The sequence below is a fragment of the Ruegeria sp. BJ6 genome, from assembly GCF_056537885.1.
This window is the reverse complement of the sequence record NZ_JBQFSG010000003.1, coordinates 254,205-277,378: the sequence shown is the minus strand read 5'-3', so window position 1 is coordinate 277,378 and position 23,174 is coordinate 254,205. Positions and strand designations below refer to the sequence as shown.

The window sequence follows — 23,174 nt, the reverse complement described above, 5'->3', positions numbered from 1 at the left end:
GGCTACCATACTCCCTCCTTGCCGCGATGCGTCATCTGATGCAAACTTGAATACGTTAAAGAAATGTCTGCTTCGCCGCTGCGCCTGATGGAAAGCGGACCAGCACAGTGCCATGCTTTGGGAGGAGTGTGTCATGACATTCAAAACCGCAGGTTCCACACCACCGGACAATCTGACGCCACAGCAGCAGGGACTGCCCAAGATCAACAAAGTGACTGCAGGGGATATTACTGCGTCACTGAAGGCTGGATTTTCCGACTTTCTGGCTCGCCCCGTCATGAGTGGGTTCTTCGGCCTGTTCTATGCGGTTTTCGGTATTCTGCTTGTTTGGAGCCTGGTCTGGCTCGGCAAGATCTGGATGATCATTCCCGCCATTGTAGGGTTTCCGCTGGTCGCACCTTTCGCCGCGGCCGGGCTTTATGAAATGTCACGCCGGTTACAGAACGGGGAAAGTTTCGGCTGGTCGGAAATCCTTACCGTCATGGCCAATCAACGCAAACGCGAAATGGGCTGGATGGCCTTTGTTACCCTGTTCATTTTCTGGGTGTGGATTTATCAGGTTCGGCTTTGGCTGGCGATCACCCTTCAAAATGCGTCTTTCTCGGATTTCGAGGGGTTCTTGAACACCGTATTCTTCACACCTCAGGGCTGGACCTTCCTTGCTGTTGGCACCTGTGCCGGCGCGTTCCTGTCGGCTGTTCTGTTCTCGGTAACCGTTGTTGCCATGCCCATGCTGCTCGACCGGGAAACCAATTTCGTGTCTGCCATGTTAACGTCCATTCGCGTCGTCACGGAAAACCCGGTGGTCATGCTCGGCTGGGCGGCAATTATCTCGGTCACCGTTCTGTTGTCGATGGTTCCGGCGTTTCTGGGGCTGATCTTCACATTGCCGATCCTTGGTCACACCACATGGCATCTCTACCAGCGGGCAGTGTCACCAGTGAAAGAGTGATCTGTACAACCCTTGCCTTGATCAGCCGAACGGCTGCGACAGGCGCACAGGCCGCAGGCGCTGACATCAGGAATCTGGCAAAAGCGGGTGTCCTGAATTTTGCAGCCAAGCACTGTCAGATATTGCGACCATATAGTTGTGTTGGATTCCGACCGCATCGTCGGCTTGGGAACTTACGACCGCCTTCTCCAGAGTAATGCTACCTTTCGGCAACTTGAAACTGCCGGGCATCAGACAGGATCGTGAGTGGCAGATAATGCCCGATCATCTGCGACCGGGCGACGTAGGACATGTCCTTATCGACCAGAGAAAATTTCTGGCTGAAGTAACGGTCCGGATGTGATCAGAGTTTTCTCGTCCGAAGGATTTCCCAACCGGCGAACCTCAAACCATCAGTTTCCACAGTCGGCGCAATCAACTTTGCCCCGACTCTGGCCGTCTTCGCAGATGACGATCAACTCTGCGCCTCAAAATCGGTTCAGTCTGCGTCTTCCATTTTGGTTGCATTAAGCTGAGCAAAGAGTTCAGGACCGACCCGATCGTAAAGGTCAAGCTGCGTCTCAAGAAAGTCTATGTGACCCTCTTCGTCTGACATCAATTCCTCGAACAATCCCATCGAAACATAATCACCCGCGTCCTTGCAGACATCCCGTGCCTCTTTGTACAGGGCCCGGGCGCTTTGCTCTGCGGCCAGATCGCATTCCAGCGATTCACGCGGGTTCTCTCCGATCTTCAGCGGGTCCAGCTTTTGCAGGTTTGGATGTCCTTCAAGAAAAATGATCCGCTCGATCAGCTTGTCCGCATGCTCCATCTCCTCAATGGATTCCTCGCGGCTTTTCTTGGCCATGCTGCCAAGTCCCCAATCGTCCTGAAGGCGATAGTGCAACCAGTATTGGCTGACCGCCGTCAACTCATGCCGAAGCGCCTTGTTCAGATATTCGATTACCTTTTTGTCGCCCTTCATCTCAGGTCTCCCTTGCTGTTCCCGATCCGGCTTGGAACAAACCTTGGTACCCGCAATTCTATCACTTGTCGGGCATGTTCCCAAAAGCGCGGACAAAAGACATGCTTTCAAGGTGTTACCTTGCTACCTGACGATTCCCATTTGATTAGAAGGAGCTACAGAGAACCTGCCTCTAAAGGTCTGCGCACCGTGCCGGGTTATCTGCACTCATGACCGTTAGCGATTGCGCAGGGACCGCCACTCGATACTTTCGCGCCATTTGCTCGTTCTGCGCCGCACAATCCGCGCCATATCGACAAACGGGCGCAGGTAGATATCCATAATGTTCGATGCGTGTGCTTCGTTCGGTTGCAAACCAAACTTAAGCTGGCTGTCCTGCTCCGACAAATGCAGCGAACCGAACAGCCAGTCCCAAATCGCCAAAGCCACACCAAAGTTCTTGTCGTGATGTTCGCGCGCGATGGAATGATGCACCTGATGCTGCGCCGGAGAGATCAGGACATGCTCCAGCCACGGCCAGTACCGGATCGCGACATGTGAGTGCCGCAGGTTCGATCCCGTCACATGGAAGACAAAGGACATGACGTTGACGCCCAGTACCGTATACAAATCCACGGCATTGCCGAAGAAGAACAGAAACACTGCCATTGTTGTGCCCTGCGCCACGGCGCTGCGCATGCCGAACAGGATACCTTCTAGCGGGTGAGTACGGTAGACCGTGATCGGTGTCAGGGTTTCAGCGGAATGGTGGGTCTTGTGAATGGCCCAAAGCAGCGGCCAGCGGTGCATCCAGCGGTGCACCAGATACTTGGTGAAATCATCGACGATAAAGATCGTCGCAGTGAACAGCGCGACAATCACACCCGTCGGGGCATCCGAAAACACGCCTCGCCGCAGGAAGTCAACGTCATGCAGCGCATAGTACAGGGCAGTTGCGATCGCCAATTGCGATAGCAGAAGCGGTGAAATGAACAGTGTGAACACGCGGTTGATCACAAAAATCTTGTAGTCCGCAATGGCCGAGGCCGAAAACAGAATCCTGCGGTCAAAGACCTGCCGCAGCGCCAGTTTGACCGATGATCCGCGCACCGCCACCAACCAGAGCAGCGCGATCAGGACAGTCAAAAACAGATACCCAAAGAAGACACGCTTCTTTGGGTTGGAAAAATCCGCAAAAACAGAGCCTATGTGATCGAGAATTTCCAAATGATGCCTTTCGGCCAGTGTCCCGGCGGCGTTTTAGCCGCGCCGCCGGGGGGATCAACAGACCCTTAGTCGTTTTCCGCCGAAGCGTTCTCGCCCAGCTTTTCAGCCAGCGCCGCCAAATCGGCTGTTGCGTCATTGGCGCGAGATTCGATGCCGAACGTGTCGATCAACAATTTCTGAACTTTCAGCATGTTGACCTGATAGTCATCCAGCGTCATCTCGCGGTCGCGAACAAAGTTGCCGTTGGCATCGATGTCGGACACCATCTTTCCATCGGGCATCGCGGGGCCAAAACCGATCAGCCAGTTCAGATCGATAGCAGTCGCACCGAGGTTGTTCTTGCCCGATTGGAGCGCCATCGAGAAGCCCTTGAGTTCACCCCAGTGCTTGGCATAGTTGCGCAGCGCCTTGTCGCTGTCCTCGCCCGATTTGATCTTGTCGATGTCCTTGTAGACCGAACCGGCATATTTGAACGTGGCTTCCGCCAGTGTCTTTTCCCAGTTGGTTTCGATGATATCGGCATAGTTCTTCAGCTCGGCGCGCTGCTCATCGGTCAGCGCCTCACCATTGGCCGACGCGATCAGCGCACGACCGTCACGGAACGCGTTGAAGATGGTGGTCATGTACTGGGTGTTCTTGTTGCCACCTTTGTCAGCACCTGCGGCATAGTAGGCTGGACCAAAGACCATTTCGGTCTTCAGGTCGATGACGCCATCACCGTTTGCATCGGCAGCGGCCATGTCTTTCTGCTTGGACACACCATAGTTCTGCTCGGGTGACAGGTTGGCCGAATGCGCAGCAGCGCCGAAATAGCCAAATGCTTCGTCCCAAACATGTTCTTTGCCTGTGTAATGTGCACCCTCTTTGTAGGGCTCATTGTTGGGCTTGTTGTCGGCTTCCAACTTCTCATCGAGATAATTGTCGACCGCCTGATTATACGCCATCGCACCCAGCGTGAATTTCGAGATCAGCTGACCCCAGTCCATGCCGTTTACCGGGTCATAGCCCTGGTTCGAAGACGCCGCCATCTTGATCATCTGCAGTGCAACATCTACGCCGGACTGGTTGCCAGGCCATGCATTCATTGCGCCTTTGTAGAACTTGCCCGAGATGTTCTTGCCTTTGGAAATCTCATTCACGGTCGATTGCTTGACCGGGAAACCATCCTTTGACGCCGGAGCGATAATGGCCAGATCTTCATCGGATCCGTTGAAGTAGGCCAGCATCAGCGCTTCAACCTCGGCTGCGTTGTTGCCACCGTCGCCCTTGCCTGCCGCCTTTTTCAGGCTGTCATGCAGCACGTGGCGTGCGATCTGACCGGAATAGGACACAGAGTTGGTTTTGTCGCCCTCATAACCTTTCAGGGTGACGGGAAAAGGGCCGTAGGCCTGATCTGCAAGAGCTGCCCCACCGGCGAGCGTTGTAACGACAAGCGCCGAAGTGAGTTTCAGTATGGGCTTAAGCATGGGGTGTCCCTCTTATTCACAACCGACTAAAAATGTCGGGATTATTTATCTGATCCTTTTAGTCGGTTATTTTACAGGAGAGTCAAGCCTTATTGGTGGCCAACCAGAATTTTTTCAGCGAGGTTAACGCCAACGCCAAATCCCGATTTCAGTGTGATCCTTCGCGCCCACTTCCTGCGAGTATGCCGCACAGAGATGCCGAGTAGTCAGTCCGTGCTGGCAGTATTGGCGACAGTTTATCTGGTCGGCAGAAAGCTCCGCCGAACCAATTAGGAAAACTGCGGCTATGGTTACCCCCTCACAGGATTTCTGCGCAAAACCTTATGGGCAGGTCAGCCATGCCTCAGATTCTGAATCGCAATGACAAAGGCCGGCCTCGACGCAACAGTTCGAGCTGTACCCGGCGGCCCGGATCGGTCAGCGCCCGAACCACGTCGCGCGGTCGCTGCATGTCCTTTCCATTGACCTCGCTCAGAACATCGCCGCGTCGCAGGCCTGCGCGCGCGCCGTACGGGCCCGGATCGACCACAACCACACCCGCCTGTGACAGCAGCAGACCCATCTTTGAAATCAATGCAGGATTTGCCCGCGCCACGGTCAGTCCCGGTAACACCGTACCATCATCCAGAACCGTTTCCTCGGCTGGTGGGGTATTCGGCGCGACAATCAGCGCAACCTCTACTTCATCACGGTCAGTACCACGCAGCCGGGACAAAACCGACGTTCCACCAATTCCAGAGATGGACATGCGGAATTTCATCTCTGCCGGGGAATTGACCTCTTCTCCGTCCACATGCGTAACGACATCTCCCACCCGGAACCCGGCCTCAGCCAGCGGGCTGAGTTGGTGCAGATCGGAAATCACAACGCCTTCGGGCAGCGAAAGCCCAAGTGAATCTGCAATATCGGCGCTCATATGCTGCCCGGCCATTCCCGCCCAAGGGCTGACAAAACTGTCATTCCCGTCCTGTGCCTGACGCAGAAAGGCGCCAACCAGATTGGCGGGAATAGCGAACCCGATACCGTTCGATCCACCCGAACGACTAAGGATCGAGGTGTTGATCCCGATCAGGTCGCCATTCACGTCGATCAGCGCGCCGCCCGAATTGCCCGGATTGATTGGCGCATCGGTCTGGATGAAGTATCCGCGCGCATTGCCTGTCGCAGTCCCGGATCGGGCCAGCCCCGACACGATGCCCGACGAGACGGTCTGGCCGACACCGAATGGGTTGCCGATCGCTAATGCCAGTTCGCCCACCTCCACGCGGTCTGAATTGCGAAGCTTCAGATAGGGCAGCCCGCTGGCCTCATGCAGGCGCAAAATGGCGATATCGCTTTCCTCATCCCCAAGAACCACCTCGGCGGTGAATTCACGCCTGTCGGTGGTGACGACCTGAATCTCTGACGCCATGCCAACCACATGGTAATTCGACACCACATAGCCATCCCCGGACAGGATAACCCCCGAGCCCAGCGAATTCTGAACCCGCGGGCGGGGCGTTCCAAAGCCTTTGCCAAAGAAATCCTGAAAGAATGGATCGGAAAACAACGGGTTTACGCGGCCCTGACGCACAATCTTGGCATAGATGTTGACCACCGCCGGAGACGCCTGCTTGACCACCGGCGCAAAACCAAGACTGATTTCAGCCTGCGACGTTGGCACCCGGGTTTCGGCATTGGCCACCCCTGCAAGCAACAAAAGGGAAATCAGGATTCGCAGCATAAACACCCCTCCGACGACGTCGCCAGACGGATATGCGGGGCTGTAGCCCGGAATGCAAGGGATCAAGCCACACACGCGGTACCGCACTCAGTTTCAATCGGGTACGGTGCAAGACATTATTCACAACACCGTTAAACGTGAGAGAGAACACCTCATGCATCAGGATCGGGAACTGACCTTTGCAACCGCGGTCGCCAGCCACCATCAGGCAAGGCGATCAGGCGCGGGAGACAACGCTCACGAATATTATCAGGCCTCGCTGCTCAGCGCGATTATGCAAGGGGTCTACGACGGCACGGTGTCGGTTAAAGAGCTGCTCGAACATGGTAATTTTGGATTGGGTACGTTCAACGCTTTAGATGGCGAAATGATTGTATTGGACGGCGTCGCCTATCGTCTGGACGGTGAAGGTAAAGCCAATAGGGCAAAGGATAGCGATCTTACGCCTTATGCGGCCGTCATCAATTTCCAGCCGACGGAGTCATTTGAACTGAACGTTGAGACCGACAAGCCAGAATTTGAAAGCCAGATGGACGAAAGGGCGGCAGAGCGGAACCTGTTTTACGCAATCCGCTTTACCGGCCGGATCAAGTATATCAGGTATCGAAACGTGCTTCGGCAGGAACGACCCTACAAACCCTTGCTTGAAGTCGTGAAAACACAGGCCGAGTTTGAATTGGACGACGTGGACGGCACCATTCTTGGATTTCGTTGTCCCGATTACGCCGTGGGGATTGGAGTTCCCGGTTATCACCTGCACTTTATTTCCAATGACCTCAGGACCGGAGGGCACGTTCTGGACTATACGTTGACAAGGGGGCAAACGGAGATCGACCACACGTCGTCCCTGCATCTGGAATTGCCGGAAACACCTGCCTTTTCCGATGCTGACCTGTCCGCAGGCGCGTCAGAGGACAACATTCACAAAGCGGAAGGCAACTAGAACAATCCCCACCTGTTTTTGTTCCGCAACAAAAATACCCCTGCGTCCGGGACGCAGGGGTCAATTCAGAAAGCCGGGCTTTCTTATTCTTCGTCAGCAGCCGCTTCTTCAGCTGCGACGCGTGCCTTGTCAGCTGCGCCCTTGGCGTCGACGTCGCGATCAACGAATTCGATGATCGCCATCGGAGCCATGTCGCCATAGCGGAAGCCTGCCTTCAGGATGCGGACATAACCGCCCTGACGCTCGGCGTAGCGGGGGCCCAGAACTTCGAACAGCTTTGCGACGTCTTTGTCTTCTTTCAGCTGTGCTGCGGCCTGACGACGAGCGTGCAGGTCGCCGCGCTTGCCCAGAGTGACCAGCTTTTCGATGATCGGGCGCAGTTCTTTTGCCTTCGGCAGAGTTGTTTTGATTTGCTCATGCTCGATGAGCGAGCCAGCCATGTTCGCAAACAGCGCCTTACGGTGCTCATGAGTACGGTTCAGGCGGCGGTAACCACGTGCGTGACGCATTTTCTAGTTCCTTCTTTCGCGTTTTGCTTTGTCTGGCCGGCGATGCGTGTCACCGGCTCTCCTTGGGGCGGAAGTGCCCATATGGTCCCCGGCAGCCCGGGCATTGGGGAAGACGCGCTTAGAACGCGTCTTCGAATTTCTTCGCCAGATCTTCGATGTTGTCGGGCGGCCAGTCCTCGACATCCATGCCGAGGTGCAGACCCATGCCGGACAGCACTTCTTTGATCTCGTTCAGCGATTTGCGGCCGAAGTTCGGGGTGCGCAGCATCTCGGCTTCGGTTTTTTGGATCAGATCGCCGATATAAACGATGTTGTCGTTCTTCAGGCAGTTTGCCGAACGGACCGACAGTTCCAGCTCGTCCACTTTCTTCAGCAGCAGCGGGTTGAACTCCAGACCATCGTCTTCGTCCTGGCGGCCAGCCGATTCCGGCTCGTCGAAGTTGACGAAGATCGACAGCTGGTCCTGCAGGATGCGTGCGGCAAAGGCCAACGCGTCTTCTGGCGTGATCGAACCATCTGTTTCGATCTTCAGGGTCAGCTTGTCATAGTCCAGAACTTGACCTTCACGGGTCGGCTGAACGTCATAGGCAACCTTTTTCACCGGCGAATAGATCGCGTCGATCGGGATCAGGCCGATGGGTGCATCTTCGGGCTTGTTCTTTTCAGCCGAAACGTAGCCTTTGCCGGTATTGACGGTCAGTTCCATGAACAGGTCGGCGCCATCGTCCAGGTGGCAGATGACGTGATCGCGGTTCAGAACCTCGATGCCGGCGCTTTCGCTGATGTCACCGGCGGTGACAACTGCGGGACCCTTGGCATTGATCGACAGGCGCTTGGGGCCTTCGACTTCCATGCGCAGGGCGACCTGCTTGAGGTTCAGGATGATGTCGGTGACGTCTTCACGAACGCCCGCAACCGACGAGAATTCGTGCAATACGTTGTCGATCTGAACGCTGGTGATGGCGGCACCCTGCAGCGAGCTCATCAGAACGCGACGCAGCGCGTTGCCCAGAGTCAGGCCAAAACCACGCTCCAGCGGTTCGGCAACCAGGGTGGCCTTGCGCGCAGGATCATTGCCCGGCTTGCCGTCAAGCTGGGTCGGTTTGATCAATTCTGCCCAATTCTTATGGATCATGTAATCCCTCCATTCCTGTCTGCGCCCCATGTCCAGAAAAGGCTCAGACGCCCGAGGTTTCAAAACGGCGAACCGGGGCCGCGCATCGTGACACGGCCCCAGCTTAAAATTGCGTTCGCTTAGACGCGGCGGCGCTTCGGCGGGCGGCAGCCATTGTGGGCAATCGGCGTCACGTCGCGGATCGACGTGATGTTGAAGCCCACTGCAGCCAGCGCGCGCAGTGCCGATTCACGACCCGAACCGGGGCCCTGAACTTCGACTTCCAGCGTCTTGACACCGTGGTCCTGCGCCTTCTTGCCGGCATCTTCTGCAGCCATCTGGGCGGCATAGGGTGTCGACTTGCGCGATCCCTTGAAACCCATGGTACCGGCAGACGACCACGAGATGGCGTTGCCCTGTACGTCCGAGATCAGGATCTTGGTGTTGTTGAAGGTCGAATTCACATGGGCAACGCCCGATGCGATGTTCTTACGCTCTTTGCGTTTAACGCGTGTCTTGTCACGTGCCATCAGTCAGACCCTCCCTTATTTCTTCTTACCGGCAATGGCCTTTGCGGGGCCTTTGCGGGTACGAGCGTTGGTGTGGGTACGCTGACCGCGAACCGGCAGGTTGCGGCGGTGACGCAGACCGCGATAGCAGCCCAGATCCATCAGGCGCTTGACGTTCATCTGCACTTCACGGCGCAGGTCGCCTTCGACGGTGTAGTTTGCGTCGATGTGTTCGCGGATGGCCAGAACTTCGGAATCGCTCAGTTCGTTCACACGACGGGTTACGTCGATGCCTACGGCTTCGCAGATCGCGTTAGCCGAGGTGTTGCCGATTCCGGTGATATATGTGAGGGCGATAGGTACCCGCTTGGCAGTCGGGATGTTTACGCCGGCAATACGTGCCACGTGTCACTTTCCTTTTTCGTTGCGGTTCCGTAACTCCGGAACCTTTTTTCACAACGCTTGATCTTGGCAGTGACGCCAGAGAATCCAGCATTTGTACGAGGTAGTCGATGCAAACGGGACGAATCCCGCAGGCGGTGTTGATTCCCCAAGGGGATGGGGGTCGATATGGGCTTTTGGCGGTGGCGTCAAGCCCTTACCGGATTCATCCCAGGATAGCCTCGATCGAGGCAGTCACTTCCCTGATATCGGCCAGCCCGTTGACCGGGCGCAGATCGCCCTTGGCATAGTAATAGCCGATCAGCGGAGAGGTCTTTTTGTAGTATTCCATCAGGCGGGTGCGCAGACTGTCTTCGTTGTCATCTGCACGGCGGATGAACTCTTTTTTCTGGCCGCAATTGGTGCAGACGCCATCGGCCGGAATCGGCTTGGTGTGGTCGTTATAGACCTCACCGCAACCGGAGCAGGTCGAGCGCGCGGTGATCCGGTCAACAAGCGCTTCGTCATCGACGCGCATTTCGATCACTGTGTGCAGCGACTGGCCCAGTTTGGTCAGCAGCGCCGCCAGGGCGTCGGCCTGTGCAAGTGTGCGCGGGAAGCCGTCAAAGATGAAACCGGCACCTTTCTCGGTGGTCAGCTTCTCTTCGATCAGGCCAATCACGATCTCGTCGGTGACCAGCTTACCCGCGTCCATTATCGCCGCAACCTTGTTGCCCATCTCCGTGCCACTGGTACGCGCCTCGCGCAGCATGTCGCCGGTGCTCAGCTGGATCATGCCGCGGGTGTCAACCAAATGGCGCGCCTGCGTGCCCTTACCTGCCCCCGGGGGGCCCAGAAGAATGATGTTCATCGACGAGCGGGTCCCTTCCTGCTGCGTTTCTTACCCTTGCCGCGCAGCTGGGACTTTTCGATAAGCCCTTCGTATTGATGCGCCAGCAGATGGCTCTGGACCTGCTGGATGGTATCCATGGTCACAGAGACGATGATCAGAACCGAGGTGCCGCCAAAATAGAACGGGATGGCGAACTGACCGCGCAGGATTTCCGGCAGCAGACAGACCGCCGTCAGATACGCCGAGCCCAGTACCAGCACGCGGTTGACCACGTATTCCAGATATTCCGAGGTTTTCTTGCCGGGGCGGATGCCCGGAACAAAGCCGTTCTGCTTTTTCAGGTTATCCGCCACATCGTCCGGTTTGAACGACACGTTGAACGTGTAGAAGTAGGCGAAGAACACGATCATCGACGCGAAGAACAACAGATAGAGCGGCTGACCGGGGCCAAAGTTGGCCAGCAGCCACGACATGATCGGACCATTTGCAGCCCCCGACGAGAAAGTCGAGATTGTGACCGGCAGTAACAGCAACGAGCTGGCAAAGATCGCCGGAATCACGCCTGCCGGGTTCACTTTGACCGGCAGGTGGCTGGAGCCGCCCTCATAGACTTTCATGCCTACGTTGCGGCGCGGGTACTGGATATGGATCTTGCGCAGGGCGCGTTCCATGAACACCACGAAGGTGATGACCGCGATGACCATGACGATCACACCAACGATCACTGCAGGGCTGATGGCGCCCGAGCGTCCGCTGGCAAAGAATTGCGCCAGTGCCGCCGGAACCTCGGCGATGATGCCGACGAAAATGATCAGCGAGATACCGTTACCGATGCCGCGTGCAGTGATCTGTTCACCCAGCCACATCAGGAACATGGTGCCGCCAACCAGCGTGATCATGGTCGACATACGGAAATAGAGACCGGGATCGGTGGCCAGATCGCCCGATTCCAGCGAAACGGCCAGACCATAGGCCTGAACAGTGGCCAGCGCCACGGTGCCGAAACGGGTGTATTGGTTGATCTTCTTGCGTCCCTGCTCGCCCTCTTTCTTGAGTTGTTCGAGCGCGGGAACCATCGAAGTCAGCAGCTGTACGATGATCGAGGCCGAGATATAGGGCATGATGCCGAGGGCAAAGATACCCATCCGTCCCAGCGCCCCGCCGGTGAACATCGAAACCATGCCGCCGATGCCCTGCCCCGCCTGCTCCATGAACTCGCGCAGTGCCTGACCATCGATCCCCGGCACCGGAATGAAGGTGCCCAGACGATAGACGATCAGCAAACCCAGCGTGAACAGGATGCGGTTGCGCAGATCGGTGGCCTTGCCCAAAGCAGCCCAGCTAGTGTTGGCTGCCATTTGTTCTGCTGCTGATACCATAAATCGGTCTCTCTTATGAAAACACCGCCCGGAACCGTTTTCCGGCTCGGGCGGCGTCTTGGAAAACTCTGAGGTCTATGTAAGCGGGTCTTCGCCCGCTCACAAGCGCTTACTCTGCCGCAGCGGCTTTTGTGACCGTAAGTGAACCGCCCGCTTTCTCGACCGCTTCAACAGCGGCTTTCGAAGCACCGGTCACTTCCAGGTTCACCTTGGCGCTGATTTCGCCTTTGGCCAGGATGCGGACACCGTCCAGCTTGCGGCGCACCAGACCGGAGGCGACCAGCGCATCCTCGGTGATCGCAGCGGATGCGTCCAGCTTGTCCGCGTCGACGAATTTCTGGATCAGGCCCAGGTTGATAACGGCGAATTCCTTGCGGTTCGGCTTGTTGAAGCCACGCTTGGGCAGGCGCTGGTACAGCGGCATCTGGCCACCTTCGTAGCCATTGATGGCCACACCCGAACGGGATTTCTGGCCTTTGATACCACGGCCACCCATTTTACCTTTGCCGGAACCGGGGCCACGACCAACGCGGGTGCGTTTCGGGTTGGCGCCGGGATTGTCGCGCAGTTCGTTCAGTTTCATATCGCTTCTCCATTGCCGGACATGACCCCGAAGCGTGATGGGCCAGACACGGCGTTTCTTGCTGTTGATTCTCGTGGACCCACAGGGCCACCGGAGGCGTATAAACCCGGATGCCGAACGGTTCAAGAGGGTCTTGTTTATCAGGCTGTCGCAGACATCTGACTGCACCCAACGTAAGCCTCGGGCCAAAAACGACTTCACGATTGCACGTCGGCCTTTTGGAGTTTCACATTGGGGCACACAACACAGGCGGTTCTTGTAATGAGTGCCGCCACACTCTAGGCACCGAAATGCACATCACGATACACCCATGGCGATCTCGCCCATAAACAGACTGGTATCAAAATGGAAGAGAACCAAACCGGAGCGGTCCGCCCCTCGGCCCACTTTGAAACTTTGCGGCCCCCGATAGATCGCCAGGGAATTCCGGATCGCGAAGATGTGCTGATTTACATCCATATTGGCAAATGCGGTGGTGAATCCTTGTGGGATGCAATGGTTCGCAGCCCGGTTTTGAACGAAGCGTATTCTTCGGTTCTGAGAATGCACGTTGTGAAACCACCAGTGCGTTCCAGGACAAAGTATCTTGTCGTCGTCCGTAATCCGATAGATCGCGCGATCTCGGCATTTAACTGGCGTTACAAGCTGGTGGTTGAGGATGAGGTCAAGAGCAGCCGAACATCAACCGAGTACGCGGTTCTTGCCAAATACAAAACGCTAAATGCTTTGGCCGAGGAGCTCTATACAGATGGAGCCTTGGACAACGACGCCGCTGACGCGTTCCGCGCGATCCACCACCTCCGCGAGAACATATCATTTTACCTGTCTGAACTTCTGCCTAATGTAAGTGCGACCCAAATCTCTCTGGTTTTGGCGACCGAGTTTCTGGACGCCGAAATCGCTCGCGACCTTGGCGTTGATCGCGTCAGGAAAGAACATCAGAATCGTAACTCTGTGAACAAGGAAAAGCTGTATCTGAGTGACCTTGCTCGGAAAAATTTGCGCCGGTTTCTCGACGACGACTACGAGGCAGTACAAAGGTTGTTTGACATGAAAGGTATTACTGGGGCGAAGCGTGATGTTGTTCTGCGCTGACACGCAGCCAAATCTGGGTTTGCCCAACCCCTGATGACCGGGCGGATGCGCTTGGAATGATCGAATTGGCGGCCTGAACCCCCATCAGACAAAAGGACTGGCAGGCAGAATGGTAGAGCAAAAAGACGAAAACCCCGGCAGATCCCCCATCTTTGAATCGCTGGGTCCAAATACAAGCATCAAAAGGTTCAGGGATCAGGAAGACGAGCTGGTCTATATCCATATCGGTAAATGCGGCGGTCAGTCGTTGTGGGATGCGATTCAGCGCAGCCCGGTTGTAAACCAGCAGTTTTCTTCGGTTATTCGCGTGCACGTTGCTGAACCACCGGTACTGGCAAGATCAAAGTACCTGATCGTGGTGCGCAACCCGATATCCCGCGCCATTTCTGCCTTTAATTGGCGCTACAAGCTGGTTGTTGAGGATGAAGTCAAAAAGGACAGGGCATCGCAGGAGTATCAGGTGCTTGCCAAGTACGGCACATTGAATGCGCTGGCTGAAGCACTTTATGTCGATGGATCGCTGAATGACCTGGTCGTCGAAGATCTCCGCTCTATTGGCCATCTGAGAATGGATATCTCGTTCTATCTATCCAAAATACTACCGAACGTTCGTTCCGATCAGATTTTTTCGGTGCTGACGACCGAGTTTCTGGACAGCGAAGTCGCCCGGGAATTGAATATTGAAGACGTGAAGCGGGAACATCAAAACCGGCCTTCCGTTGATTTGGAAAAAAAACATCTGAGCGATTGCGCACGCCATAACTTGCGTCAATTTCTTTCTGATGACTATCGCGCGGTGGAAGAGCTTTTGGATTTGAAGGGGATTTCCGGACAACGCCGGGATGTGCTTTTGCGCTGACGGTAGACACGCAAACAGGTCACGACCGCCGGTACTGCAACCAAACAGCCAAACTATTGCAGGTAATGCGGTTGGAATTCGTGTTACCTTTGCTTCCATGGACTGGAAGCTAAACAAAGTCATCGACTGGTTGCTGTCCGAAGGCCGGATGCTGCCCGATCTTGATCACATCGTTGAGGCGCTGGGATCGGCCATGCTGGAGGCCGGCGCACCAGTATGGCGCATTAGGCTGGCCATCCGCACGGTCCATCCGCTGGTCACCGCACTGAGCGTGGTTTGGGAGCGGGACAGCGATCAGCTTGACAGCGTCGCGGCGACGCACGGGCTGGAACAGCGTCAGGAATATGTTGGCAGCCCGCTGGCGCGGATTGCCGAAACAGGTGCCCCGCTGAGGCAATCTCTGGTGGATTTGTCCCCGGAGGATCATGTCGCGTTTCATGAATTAAGCGAGCGGGGGGCGACGGATTACTACGGCATACCTCTGAGGTTCGTCGGCGAAGGCGGTGGCATACTAGTGTTTGTCTCGGACCGGCCCGAAGGGTTCAGCAACGAGGATATCGAGGGGTTCGACACGATCGGCGCCGCGATCACCGCCATTGTCGAGGTACACCGTCTGAGGAACTTGTCGATGGCTGTGGCCGAAGCCTATCTGGGGCCACGCACCGGTCGGCGCGTGGTTGGCGGGCAGATCACGCGGGGGAATATCGACAGCATCGAAGCGGCCATCCTGATCAGCGACATCCGTGACTGGACCGGCCTGAACGCCCGCCTGCCGGTCGCCGAGACGGTGGAACTGGCGAACCGGTATTTCGAGGTCATCGACAAGGCCGTCTCCGACAATGGCGGTGAGATTCTCAAGTTTCTGGGCGACGGGGTTCTGGCCATCTTCCCGGCGGAACCGGATATGCGCGCCGCCTGCCGCCGTGCACTGTCTGCCGCCAAAAGCGCATTGAACGCGGCCCCGGCGACCGATCTGCAATACGGGGTCGGTCTGCATTGCGGCAGTGTCCTATACGGCAATATCGGATCCGAGGCGCGACTGGATTTCACAGTTCTGGGCCAAGCCGTCAATATCGCCGCGCGGATCGAGGCACTGTGCGGGGAAACCGGCCAGCCCGCGTTGTATTCCGGCGAGTTTGCCGGGATGGTCGATGCGGATCACGTTCCGCTGGGTCAGTATTCGCTCAAGGGCCTGGACAGGCCTGCGCAGATATTCGCGCCGCTGGCCGCAGAGGGCTGAGCCAAAGAACTATTGACAACCGGCACTTCAACGATCATATGCGGCCAGTGCAATATCCGCGGCGTGAGCGGATCGCGCGACGCCCCGGGCGGGCTGTACGGCGCAACACCTCAATCTGAACACTACTGATACCCAGATCACGCGGGGGTCGGCGTGATAAAGCGGCAAGGGCCTTCGTTGTCCCTATTGTTTTGTTGCGGAACCAAAGCGTGTCACCATTCGGGGCGCGCCACGACATCCGTGCGGCTGGCAAGGCCGTCACATTCAAAAGGAATACGGTCTTTGGACTTTAATATGCTGGGGCTGACGCCCCGCCTGATCACCAACCTCGAAACGTTGGGAATTTCCGAACCCACGCCGATCCAGAAACAGGCCATCCCCCACGCCATGAACGGGCGTGACGTGATGGGGCTGGCGCAAACGGGAACGGGCAAAACGCTGGCCTTTGGCCTGCCCATTCTGATGTCAATGATCCGTCAGGAAGGCCGCCCGGCGCCCAAGACCGCGCGCAGCCTTGTGCTGGCGCCCACGCGGGAACTGGCCAAGCAGATCACCGAAAACCTGCGCTCTTATTGTGAAGGCACATCGATCCGGGTCGATCTGATCGTTGGCGGCGTGTCCATGGGGCCGCAGATCGACCGGCTGAAACGGGGCAGCCACCTGCTGGTGGCGACGCCCGGACGTCTGATTGACCTGTTGGAGCGCAAAGCAGTGCGGCTCGATCAGACCGGGTTTCTGGTTTTGGACGAAGCCGACCAGATGCTGGATCTGGGGTTCATCCATGCCCTGCGCAAAATTGCGCAACTGCTGCCCGCAGACCGGCAGACGATGCTGTTTTCCGCCACTATGCCGAAGCAGATGGCCGAGATCGCCGCAGCCTACCTGAATAACCCCGTGCGCGTTGAAACCGCACCTCCGGGCCGTCCGGCGGACAAGATCGATCAGGGCGTTCACTTCGTTGCCCAGGCAGAAAAGACATCACTGCTGATCGAATTGCTGGATACCCATCGCGAGGAACTGGCGCTGGTATTTGCCCGGACTAAGCACGGGGCCGAGCGGCTGTCGAAAACGCTGGACAAAGCGGGATATGCCGCAGGATCGGTGCATGGCAACAAATCACAGGGCCAGCGCGACCGGGCTTTGCGCGAGTTCCGCGCAGGTACACTGCGGATTCTGGTGGCAACCGATGTGGCCGCGCGCGGCATCGACATTCCGGACGTGCGCCACGTCTATAACTTTGATCTGCCCAACGTGCCCGACAACTATGTGCACCGTATCGGCCGGACCGCCCGGGCGGGCCGCGACGGACGTGCAGTTGCATTCTGCGCACCTGCGGAAATGTCAGAGTTCCGCGCCATCCAGAAGACAATGGGGCGTGACATTCCCGTGCTTGGCGGGCGCCCATGGGTTACAGAAGAACCCAAGGAACGGAAAAAGCCGCAGAACCGGCGGCGCAGACCAAACAGGGGCCGTCCACGCTCCAAGGCCGCCTAAAACAAAAAAAGCGCCCCGGCTAAGCGGGGCGCTTTTTTTTAATTTGCGTCGGCAGAGTTTGCCGAAGCGGCGCTTATACACAATAGACGTGCTTGTGCGCGATATCCGAAATGTCGCAACGGCGGACGCCAATATCGTCCAGTTCACGATTGGTCAGGCTTTGCAGCTCGGTATAGGTGCGGTTGTATTCCGCAGCCTTGGCGCGAGCCAGTCTGATCTGGTCAACAAATGCCCAGAAGCGGGTGCCGAAGCCGGTGTGCGATGCAGTGATAGCGTGTGCCATGTCTTTGTTCCTTTCTGCGGCCGGGGCGCATTCCCCGGTAATTGAGTTCTGTTCCTGTTTGGGACAGGGCCGAGATAGGCACAGTGTTTAGCGCCAACAATGCATGTTTTGGTCTAGCCGCTATGCGGGAATTGAATGGCTGGGCTTGCGGTCCTGTGCACACCCTACCGGAGAAACTGATCGGATTCCGCAAGATCAAAAGGATCATCAACCTCCCATCACTCAGATATTTGTTCGCTATTTGTTCCTGATATGGTAAACCACAACAAGACCATCAGGGAGGGCACTATGTCTGAAAGAAAGACCAAGTATGAACGGCTGAAGGCGCTTCACGACCGTGACGTGACCTTTGTGATACCGAACCCATGGGACGCAGGTTCGGCGCGCCTGTTGACCAGTCTTGGTTTCGACGCCCTTGCAACAACAAGTGCCGGCTATGCGTTCTCACGGGGAAAAAGGGATTCATTCGCAAGCCTGAACCGGGCAGAGATTCTTGATAACGCAGCTGAAATCGTTTCGGCAACGGACCTGCCGGTTTCCGCGGATCTTGAAGATGGCTTTGGAGCGTCACCCGAAAGTTGCGCAGAAACCATCCGCCTTGCCTGTGACGTGGGTTTGGCCGGGGGGTCCATCGAAGATGCAACCGGAGATCCGGATAAGCCTATTTACGAATTCGGTCAGGCCGTTGAACGCATTGGTGCCGCTGCCGAGGTTGCCACCGATCTCGGTTTTCTTTTGACGGCGCGGGCGGAAAGCTATCTTTGGGGAAGAAGCGATCTGGATGACACTATCGCCCGCCTGCAGGCGTTTTCAGATGCCGGTGCGAACGTCCTCTATGCACCGGGCCTTCCGGATATCGAGGCGATCAGAACTGTCTGCCAGTCTGTCGACAAGCCCGTCAATGTGGTGATGGGGCTTCAGGGGCCCAACTATTCTGTCGCCCAGCTTGCAGAGGCTGGGGTGCGCCGTGTCAGTGTTGGTGGCTCATTCGCGCGGGCAGCACTTGGCGCGGTGATGAAAGCCGCGCAGGAGGTAAAGTCCTTTGGCACATTCAACTATGCCAGTGACGCGATTTCAGGGGAGGACGTGAGCAGGCTTATGGCGCAGAGCAAGTGCGCAAACAGACACTGACTAATGGCACCCACATAAACCACTGACGCTACCGCCCGCCTGGGAGGCCTGGGAAATTCCCAGGCATCCTCGGTTTTTGGTCTGTGCAAGCGTTGGAGCGCCAAACCCTTTGCCGATGCGCGGCTTACTCCGTCGGTATCACGGATTGTGCATTCGGCGCTTGCGGTCTCGCGTCGTTCGCGTCGCCTCTTCGGATCCGTCGTGGTAGGTGCCGAACCACTTGTCCCACGGCATTTCCGAGTTTCCATAGTTGCATTCGTAGTATCTGTGATGCAGCTGGTGGAAAAATGCGCCAATCAGAAGGCGTTGCCGATCCCTGACCCAGATTGCCTCGTACCCCGAGTGTGAGGACGCCGCACCGAGCATCAGCCAATAGCCCAGAAACAACATGTGAACCGGATGGCTAGGCAGCACCAGCAGGATCAGCATGGCGCTGAAGTAGAACACGTGCTCGACAGGATGCATGGATGTTCCCGACCATGGACCTGTATTGACGTTCCGGTGATGCACAGCGTGGACGTATTTGTATATCCGGGGCTGATGCAGGACGATGTGAATGACGTAGAAATGAAAACTCTGCCAGACGGCAAACAACGGGAAAAGGACGATAAACCAGATCGGGTGGGCCGAAAACTCAAGCGTGGCAAGTGTCCCGTTCGCGTACATCCATCGAAGGCCGATTTCGTAGGCGGAATAGATGGGTACTCCGGATACCAGCGAATAGAACATGTTGTCCCAGGTCTGATAACCGAATTTATAAAGCGCGTTCTTGCGCTTCATGTAGGGGCGGGGATCGTATTTCAGCAATTTACCCTGACCATCGATCCCGTAGAACCATAGATGCAATCCCCCGGCGACAAGAAACAGGACAATCCAGTTTCGGATCAGGACGGCCGCCATCCATCCCGGTGCGAATTGAGTCTGGTCGGGGCCGACCGGCTGCAACCAGAATGCCACCAGAAACGCAAAGGCTAGATAAAGCGAGCGGTCAGAAACCTGCAGATAGTTCTGCCATAGCCACTTCAGCATCGTTCCGGGCTTTGGCGGCCAGTTCCAGTAAGGGGCAAACCCCACGGGCAGTTCAGGGTGCCAGTGCCATTCACGGCTCATCGAGGCCGGTTCGGGCCGGGTTTTTGCAGATGTCTCGGTCATTGGTATGTCCTTCATTCGTCATTGTTCCTGATCTGGATCAGTGGACGACCGGAGGAGCGAATGGGAACCAGCGATTGAAGTGATACATGCCACACCTGCCAACTCTGTTCTTCTATCCTTTACAGGTGTCGGAAATTTGCGCCTCTTTTAACGACATGGAACTGGTCGCATATGATCCTGATTGCAGGCTTTGTGTGGACAGCCTCTGCAGTGACTCCAGAACCGTCCCGGGTCCGGCGAAACAACAAACGCCCCCGAAATCCCGGAGGCGTTTTCGAAATTTGGTTCTGGAAAGGTGCTTCGCCGCATGCCTGCGGCGATCTCACTTTCGGATTTGGCCGATGTAGCGTTGCTTTTGCTCGTTCACCAGAATCAGTCTGCCTTGGTTCACGACATACAGATCAAAACGAGGCTTATCGAAGTCGATACAACGCATTCCATTGTCATAAAATTTGTAGGCATTGGCTTTCCATGTCTGCCCGTTTGCCTTGTAAGAATATGAGCCGTTTGCAGAATAGGTCTCAACTTCTTTCCCGGAATAAACGACCTTGCGCCCTGACAGGTTCTTTTGCAGCCACGCCGCATTCACCTTTTGATCACCATCCGAAAGGTAACTTTTGGAGAGTTTTGGCGCTTTGGCAGGACATTCGGCAGAAGCGATCGTTCCAATCAAGGTCGCGCAGAGCGCAGTCAAAATAAGTCTCATCATAAACATCCACTCAATAAACGACCTCAAAGTTACCCCGGTTTGAACACATAGCAACAAAAAAACGCCCCCGACTAAAGTCGGAGGCGTTCCCAATCCTTCGAAGATGCCGGGCTTAGCCGCGCTCTTCGATGATCTCGACAAGATGCGGGATCTTGTTGACCATCCCGCGGACCGAAGGAGTGTCCTCCAGCTCGCGGGTCTTGTTCATCTTGTTCAGGCCCAGGCCGATCAGGGTTGCGCGCTGTTCGGCGGGGCGGCGGATCGGCGAGCCGATCTGCTTGACGACGATGGTTTTTGCCATGGGTCGCTCTCCTTATGCTTCTGCTTCAGCAGCGGCCGGTGCTTCGTCCCGCTTGGGCAGGATGTCGGCAACCTTTTTGCCACGACGCTGTGCGACCGAACGCGGGCTCTGCTCTTTCTGCAGGCCGTTGATGGTGGCGCGGATCATGTTGTACGGGTTCTGTGAGCCCAGCGACTTGGAAACAACGTCCTTGACGCCCAGCATTTCGAACACGGCACGCATCGGACCACCGGCGATGATACCGGTACCTTCAGGCGCGGTACGCATGACCACTTTACCGGCGCCGTGACGGCCCTCGATGTCGTGGTGCAGGGTCCGGCCTTCGCGCAGCTGCACGCGGATCATCTGACGCTTGGCTTGCTCGGTCGCTTTGCGGATGGCCTCGGGTACTTCTTTTGCTTTACCCTTACCAAAGCCGACGCGGCCTTTCTGATCGCCGACAACCACCAGAGCGGCGAAGCCAAAGCGCTTACCACCTTTTACGGTTTTCGACACACGGTTAATTGCGACCAGACGATCTGCAAATTCCGGTGCTTCTTCACGGTCGCGGCCACGGCCCCGACGGTTTTCACGTTCTGCCATTTGGCATCCCTTTTCTCATGTGGCGCATCAGCGCCGTTTATTTCAATCCAAGTGAGCCTCAACTGGTGCCGAGGCTCCCGGATCATCGGGGCAGCCAAAAAGCTGCCCGCAGGTCTTTAGATCTTCAGACCACCTTCACGCGCAGCGTCGGCCAGAGCCTTCACCTTGCCGTGAAACAGGAAGCCGCCACGATCGAAATAAGCCTCTTCGACGCCTGCCTTCTTGGCACGCTCGGCGATGGCCGCGCCCACTTTGGTGGCCGCTTCGACGTTGTTCTTGCCAACAACACCCAGATCCTTTTCCAGGGTCGAGGCCGAGGCCAGGGTCACGCCACGCACGTCGTCGATCAACTGAACAGAGATGTTCTTGTTCGAACGGTGTACGGACAGACGCGGACGACCCGCGTTGACCTTGCGAAGTTTGTTCCGAACGCGCAGGCGGCGCTTCAGAAACAGGGTTCTTTTGCTGTTTGCCATTGTTTGCGTCCTTACTTCTTCTTGCCTTCCTTGCGGAAGATGAACTCGTCCTTGTAGCGGATGCCTTTGCCCTTGTAGGGCTCGGGACGGCGCCATTCGCGGATTTTCGCCGCGACTTCGCCCACCTGCTGCTGGTCGTTACCTTCCACAATGATCACGGTCTGCTTCGGTGCGGTGATTGTGACACCTTCCGGAGCAACGAAATCAACGTCATGGCTATAGCCCAGGTTCAGCTTCAGGGTGTTGCCCTGCATCTGAGCCCGGTAACCAACACCCTGGATCTCCAGCTCTTTTTTGAAGCCTTCGGTCACACCGGTCACCAGATTGGCAACCATGGTGCGGCTCATGCCCCACTGCTGGCGGGCACGCTTGGACATGCCACGGGGGTCGATCTTGACCACGTTGTCTTCAACCGACAGCGTCACGTCGTCGGTGGCGGTGAAGCTGCGGGTGCCTTTCGGACCTTTGACTTCGATGGTCTGACCCGACACAGAGGCGGAAACGCCGCTGGGCAGCTCGACCGGTTTTTTACCAATACGAGACATTGCAGACCTCCTTAGAAGACGGTGCAGAGCACTTCGCCGCCAACATTGTTGGAGCGAGCGTTTGCGTCCGACATCACACCTTTCGGAGTGCTGACAATCGACACGCCCAGACCCTGACGGACCTGCGGGATGTCATTGACGCCCATGTATACGCGACGACCGGGTTTCGAAACCCGCTTCAGTTCGCGAATGACAGGGGTGCCTTCGTAGTATTTCAGGCTGATTTCGATGGCCGGATGACCGTTTTCACCGGTCGTCTTTTCATAGCCACGGATGTAGCCCTCGTCCGCCAGCACGTCCAGAACCCAGCCGCGCAGCTTGGAAGCCGGGGTGGAAACGGTGGACTTGCCGCGCATTTGCGCGTTGCGGATACGGGTGAGCATATCGCCGATAGGATCGTTCATATCTGTCTCTCCCTTACCAGCTCGATTTCACCATGCCGGGGATCTGACCAGCAGAACCCAGCTCGCGCAGCGCGATACGGCTGACCTTCAGCTTACGGTAGTAAGCGTGGGGACGACCGGTCAGCTGACAGCGGTTGTGCAGACGGGTAGCCGAGCTGTTGCGCGGCAGTTTCGCCAGTTTCAGACGCGCCTTGAAGCGCTCTTCCATCGGGCGGCTTTCGTCATTCGCGATTTCTTTCAGCTCGGCACGCTTTGCGGCGTATTTTGCCACCAGGCGCTCGCGCTTTTTCTCGCGCTCGATCATTGCTTTTTTAGCCATGT

At 56.7% G+C, this 23,174-nt stretch carries 27 protein-coding genes; 7 read left to right on the top strand and 20 right to left on the bottom strand.

The features are described from left to right. Positions 1–133: 133 nt before the first annotated feature. Entirely contained in the window at positions 134–952 is an 819-nt protein-coding gene (locus tag ACR0D6_RS10345; RefSeq protein ID WP_480765425.1) for a DUF2189 domain-containing protein, read from the top strand. Between the two features lie 478 nt (positions 953–1,430). On the opposite strand, the gene bfr is transcribed toward ACR0D6_RS10345, so the two are convergent. The 4 genes from bfr to ACR0D6_RS10325 all read right to left on the bottom strand — a co-directional run bounded on the left by bfr (position 1,431) and on the right by ACR0D6_RS10325 (position 6,311). Further along, positions 1,431–1,916: a bacterioferritin gene (bfr, locus tag ACR0D6_RS10340; protein WP_170653928.1), complete on the bottom strand. Its 486-nt coding sequence runs from the start codon at positions 1,914–1,916 to the stop codon at positions 1,431–1,433. 216 nt (positions 1,917–2,132) lie between these two features. Continuing rightward, positions 2,133–3,122: a sterol desaturase family protein gene (locus ACR0D6_RS10335; protein ID WP_480765424.1), complete on the bottom strand. Its 990-nt coding sequence runs from the start codon at positions 3,120–3,122 to the stop codon at positions 2,133–2,135. Between the two features lie 65 nt (positions 3,123–3,187). Beyond that, a complete protein-coding gene (locus tag ACR0D6_RS10330) occupies positions 3,188–4,588 on the bottom strand; it encodes a DUF4856 domain-containing protein (protein ID WP_480765423.1) in 1,401 nt (466 codons plus the stop codon). A 343-nt stretch (positions 4,589–4,931) separates the two neighbouring features. Further along, positions 4,932–6,311 carry a trypsin-like peptidase domain-containing protein gene (locus ACR0D6_RS10325; protein ID WP_480765422.1) on the bottom strand — a complete coding sequence of 460 codons (1,380 nt, stop codon included), beginning with the start codon at positions 6,309–6,311 and terminating at the stop codon, positions 4,932–4,934. 154 nt (positions 6,312–6,465) lie between these two features. On the opposite strand from ACR0D6_RS10325, the gene budA reads away from it, so the two are divergent. Then, the gene (gene budA, locus ACR0D6_RS10320; protein WP_480765421.1) at positions 6,466–7,254 is read left to right on the top strand and encodes an acetolactate decarboxylase; all 789 of its coding nucleotides are present in this window, start codon (positions 6,466–6,468) and stop codon (positions 7,252–7,254) included. Between the two features lie 83 nt (positions 7,255–7,337). Here the strand turns inward: budA and rplQ are convergent, their stop codons facing one another. From rplQ to rplO, 7 genes are all read right to left on the bottom strand, one after another. Next, positions 7,338–7,763: a 50S ribosomal protein L17 gene (rplQ, locus tag ACR0D6_RS10315; protein ID WP_170653923.1), complete on the bottom strand. Its 426-nt coding sequence runs from the start codon at positions 7,761–7,763 to the stop codon at positions 7,338–7,340. Between the two features lie 118 nt (positions 7,764–7,881). Continuing rightward, complete coding sequence (locus ACR0D6_RS10310; RefSeq protein ID WP_170653922.1) at positions 7,882–8,898, bottom strand: DNA-directed RNA polymerase subunit alpha; 1,017 nt, start codon at positions 8,896–8,898, stop codon at positions 7,882–7,884. Positions 8,899–9,017: 119 nt separating this feature from the next. Next, positions 9,018–9,407, bottom strand: a complete 390-nt coding sequence (rpsK, locus tag ACR0D6_RS10305; protein WP_170478233.1) for a 30S ribosomal protein S11 — start codon at positions 9,405–9,407, stop codon at positions 9,018–9,020. A gap of 15 nt (positions 9,408–9,422) precedes the next feature. Then, positions 9,423–9,791, bottom strand: coding sequence for a 30S ribosomal protein S13 (gene rpsM / locus ACR0D6_RS10300; protein ID WP_170653920.1), 369 nt, complete (start codon positions 9,789–9,791; stop codon positions 9,423–9,425). A 202-nt stretch (positions 9,792–9,993) separates the two neighbouring features. Further along, positions 9,994–10,638, bottom strand: a complete 645-nt coding sequence (locus ACR0D6_RS10295; RefSeq protein WP_480765420.1) for an adenylate kinase — start codon at positions 10,636–10,638, stop codon at positions 9,994–9,996. Further along, positions 10,635–11,999 (bottom strand): preprotein translocase subunit SecY, encoded by a 1,365-nt coding sequence (gene secY, locus ACR0D6_RS10290; RefSeq protein ID WP_170653916.1) that lies wholly within the window; start codon positions 11,997–11,999, stop codon positions 10,635–10,637. The genes ACR0D6_RS10295 and secY overlap by 4 nt, the downstream gene beginning before the upstream one ends. A 109-nt stretch (positions 12,000–12,108) precedes the next feature. After that, positions 12,109–12,582 carry a 50S ribosomal protein L15 gene (rplO, locus tag ACR0D6_RS10285; protein WP_480765419.1) on the bottom strand — a complete coding sequence of 158 codons (474 nt, stop codon included), beginning with the start codon at positions 12,580–12,582 and terminating at the stop codon, positions 12,109–12,111. A 345-nt stretch (positions 12,583–12,927) separates the two neighbouring features. Here rplO and ACR0D6_RS10280 point away from each other — a divergent pair, with 345 nt between their 5' ends. The 4 genes from ACR0D6_RS10280 (at position 12,928) to ACR0D6_RS10265 (ending at position 17,270) form a co-directional block, all read left to right on the top strand. Continuing rightward, the gene (locus ACR0D6_RS10280; RefSeq protein WP_480765418.1) at positions 12,928–13,677 is read left to right on the top strand and encodes a hypothetical protein; all 750 of its coding nucleotides are present in this window, start codon (positions 12,928–12,930) and stop codon (positions 13,675–13,677) included. Between the two features lie 109 nt (positions 13,678–13,786). Continuing rightward, positions 13,787–14,536, top strand: coding sequence for a hypothetical protein (locus tag ACR0D6_RS10275; protein ID WP_480765417.1), 750 nt, complete (start codon positions 13,787–13,789; stop codon positions 14,534–14,536). 97 nt (positions 14,537–14,633) lie between these two features. Then, a complete protein-coding gene (locus tag ACR0D6_RS10270; protein ID WP_480765416.1) occupies positions 14,634–15,776 on the top strand; it encodes an adenylate/guanylate cyclase domain-containing protein in 1,143 nt (380 codons plus the stop codon). 282 nt (positions 15,777–16,058) lie between these two features. Continuing rightward, positions 16,059–17,270, top strand: a complete 1,212-nt coding sequence (locus ACR0D6_RS10265; RefSeq protein ID WP_480728540.1) for a DEAD/DEAH box helicase — start codon at positions 16,059–16,061, stop codon at positions 17,268–17,270. A gap of 73 nt (positions 17,271–17,343) precedes the next feature. Here the strand turns inward: ACR0D6_RS10265 and ACR0D6_RS10260 are convergent, their stop codons facing one another. Further along, on the bottom strand, positions 17,344–17,553 hold the full coding sequence (locus ACR0D6_RS10260; RefSeq protein ID WP_480765415.1) for a DUF1127 domain-containing protein: 210 nt from the start codon (positions 17,551–17,553) through the stop codon (positions 17,344–17,346). A 288-nt stretch (positions 17,554–17,841) separates the two neighbouring features. On the opposite strand from ACR0D6_RS10260, the gene ACR0D6_RS10255 reads away from it, so the two are divergent. After that, positions 17,842–18,684, top strand: coding sequence for an isocitrate lyase/PEP mutase family protein (locus tag ACR0D6_RS10255; protein WP_480765414.1), 843 nt, complete (start codon positions 17,842–17,844; stop codon positions 18,682–18,684). A gap of 138 nt (positions 18,685–18,822) precedes the next feature. Here ACR0D6_RS10255 and ACR0D6_RS10250 read toward each other — a convergent pair whose 3' ends face one another. From ACR0D6_RS10250 to rpsN, 8 genes are all read right to left on the bottom strand, one after another. Further along, positions 18,823–19,836, bottom strand: a complete 1,014-nt coding sequence (locus tag ACR0D6_RS10250) for a sterol desaturase family protein (protein ID WP_480765413.1) — start codon at positions 19,834–19,836, stop codon at positions 18,823–18,825. Between the two features lie 322 nt (positions 19,837–20,158). Beyond that, positions 20,159–20,542: a hypothetical protein gene (locus ACR0D6_RS10245; RefSeq protein ID WP_480765412.1), complete on the bottom strand. Its 384-nt coding sequence runs from the start codon at positions 20,540–20,542 to the stop codon at positions 20,159–20,161. 115 nt (positions 20,543–20,657) lie between these two features. Next, entirely contained in the window at positions 20,658–20,846 is a 189-nt protein-coding gene (gene rpmD / locus ACR0D6_RS10240; protein ID WP_170402795.1) for a 50S ribosomal protein L30, read from the bottom strand. A 12-nt stretch (positions 20,847–20,858) separates the two neighbouring features. Next, positions 20,859–21,428, bottom strand: a complete 570-nt coding sequence (rpsE, locus tag ACR0D6_RS10235; protein ID WP_170419378.1) for a 30S ribosomal protein S5 — start codon at positions 21,426–21,428, stop codon at positions 20,859–20,861. A 116-nt stretch (positions 21,429–21,544) separates the two neighbouring features. Next, positions 21,545–21,904 carry a 50S ribosomal protein L18 gene (gene rplR / locus ACR0D6_RS10230; protein ID WP_058283506.1) on the bottom strand — a complete coding sequence of 120 codons (360 nt, stop codon included), beginning with the start codon at positions 21,902–21,904 and terminating at the stop codon, positions 21,545–21,547. Positions 21,905–21,915: 11 nt separating this feature from the next. Next, positions 21,916–22,449: a 50S ribosomal protein L6 gene (gene rplF / locus ACR0D6_RS10225; RefSeq protein ID WP_170653898.1), complete on the bottom strand. Its 534-nt coding sequence runs from the start codon at positions 22,447–22,449 to the stop codon at positions 21,916–21,918. Positions 22,450–22,460: 11 nt separating this feature from the next. Continuing rightward, the gene (rpsH, locus tag ACR0D6_RS10220; RefSeq protein WP_068340741.1) at positions 22,461–22,853 is read right to left on the bottom strand and encodes a 30S ribosomal protein S8; all 393 of its coding nucleotides are present in this window, start codon (positions 22,851–22,853) and stop codon (positions 22,461–22,463) included. A 13-nt stretch (positions 22,854–22,866) separates the two neighbouring features. Further along, a complete protein-coding gene (gene rpsN / locus ACR0D6_RS10215; RefSeq protein ID WP_068340744.1) occupies positions 22,867–23,172 on the bottom strand; it encodes a 30S ribosomal protein S14 in 306 nt (101 codons plus the stop codon). Between the last annotated feature and the right edge of the window lie 2 nt (positions 23,173–23,174).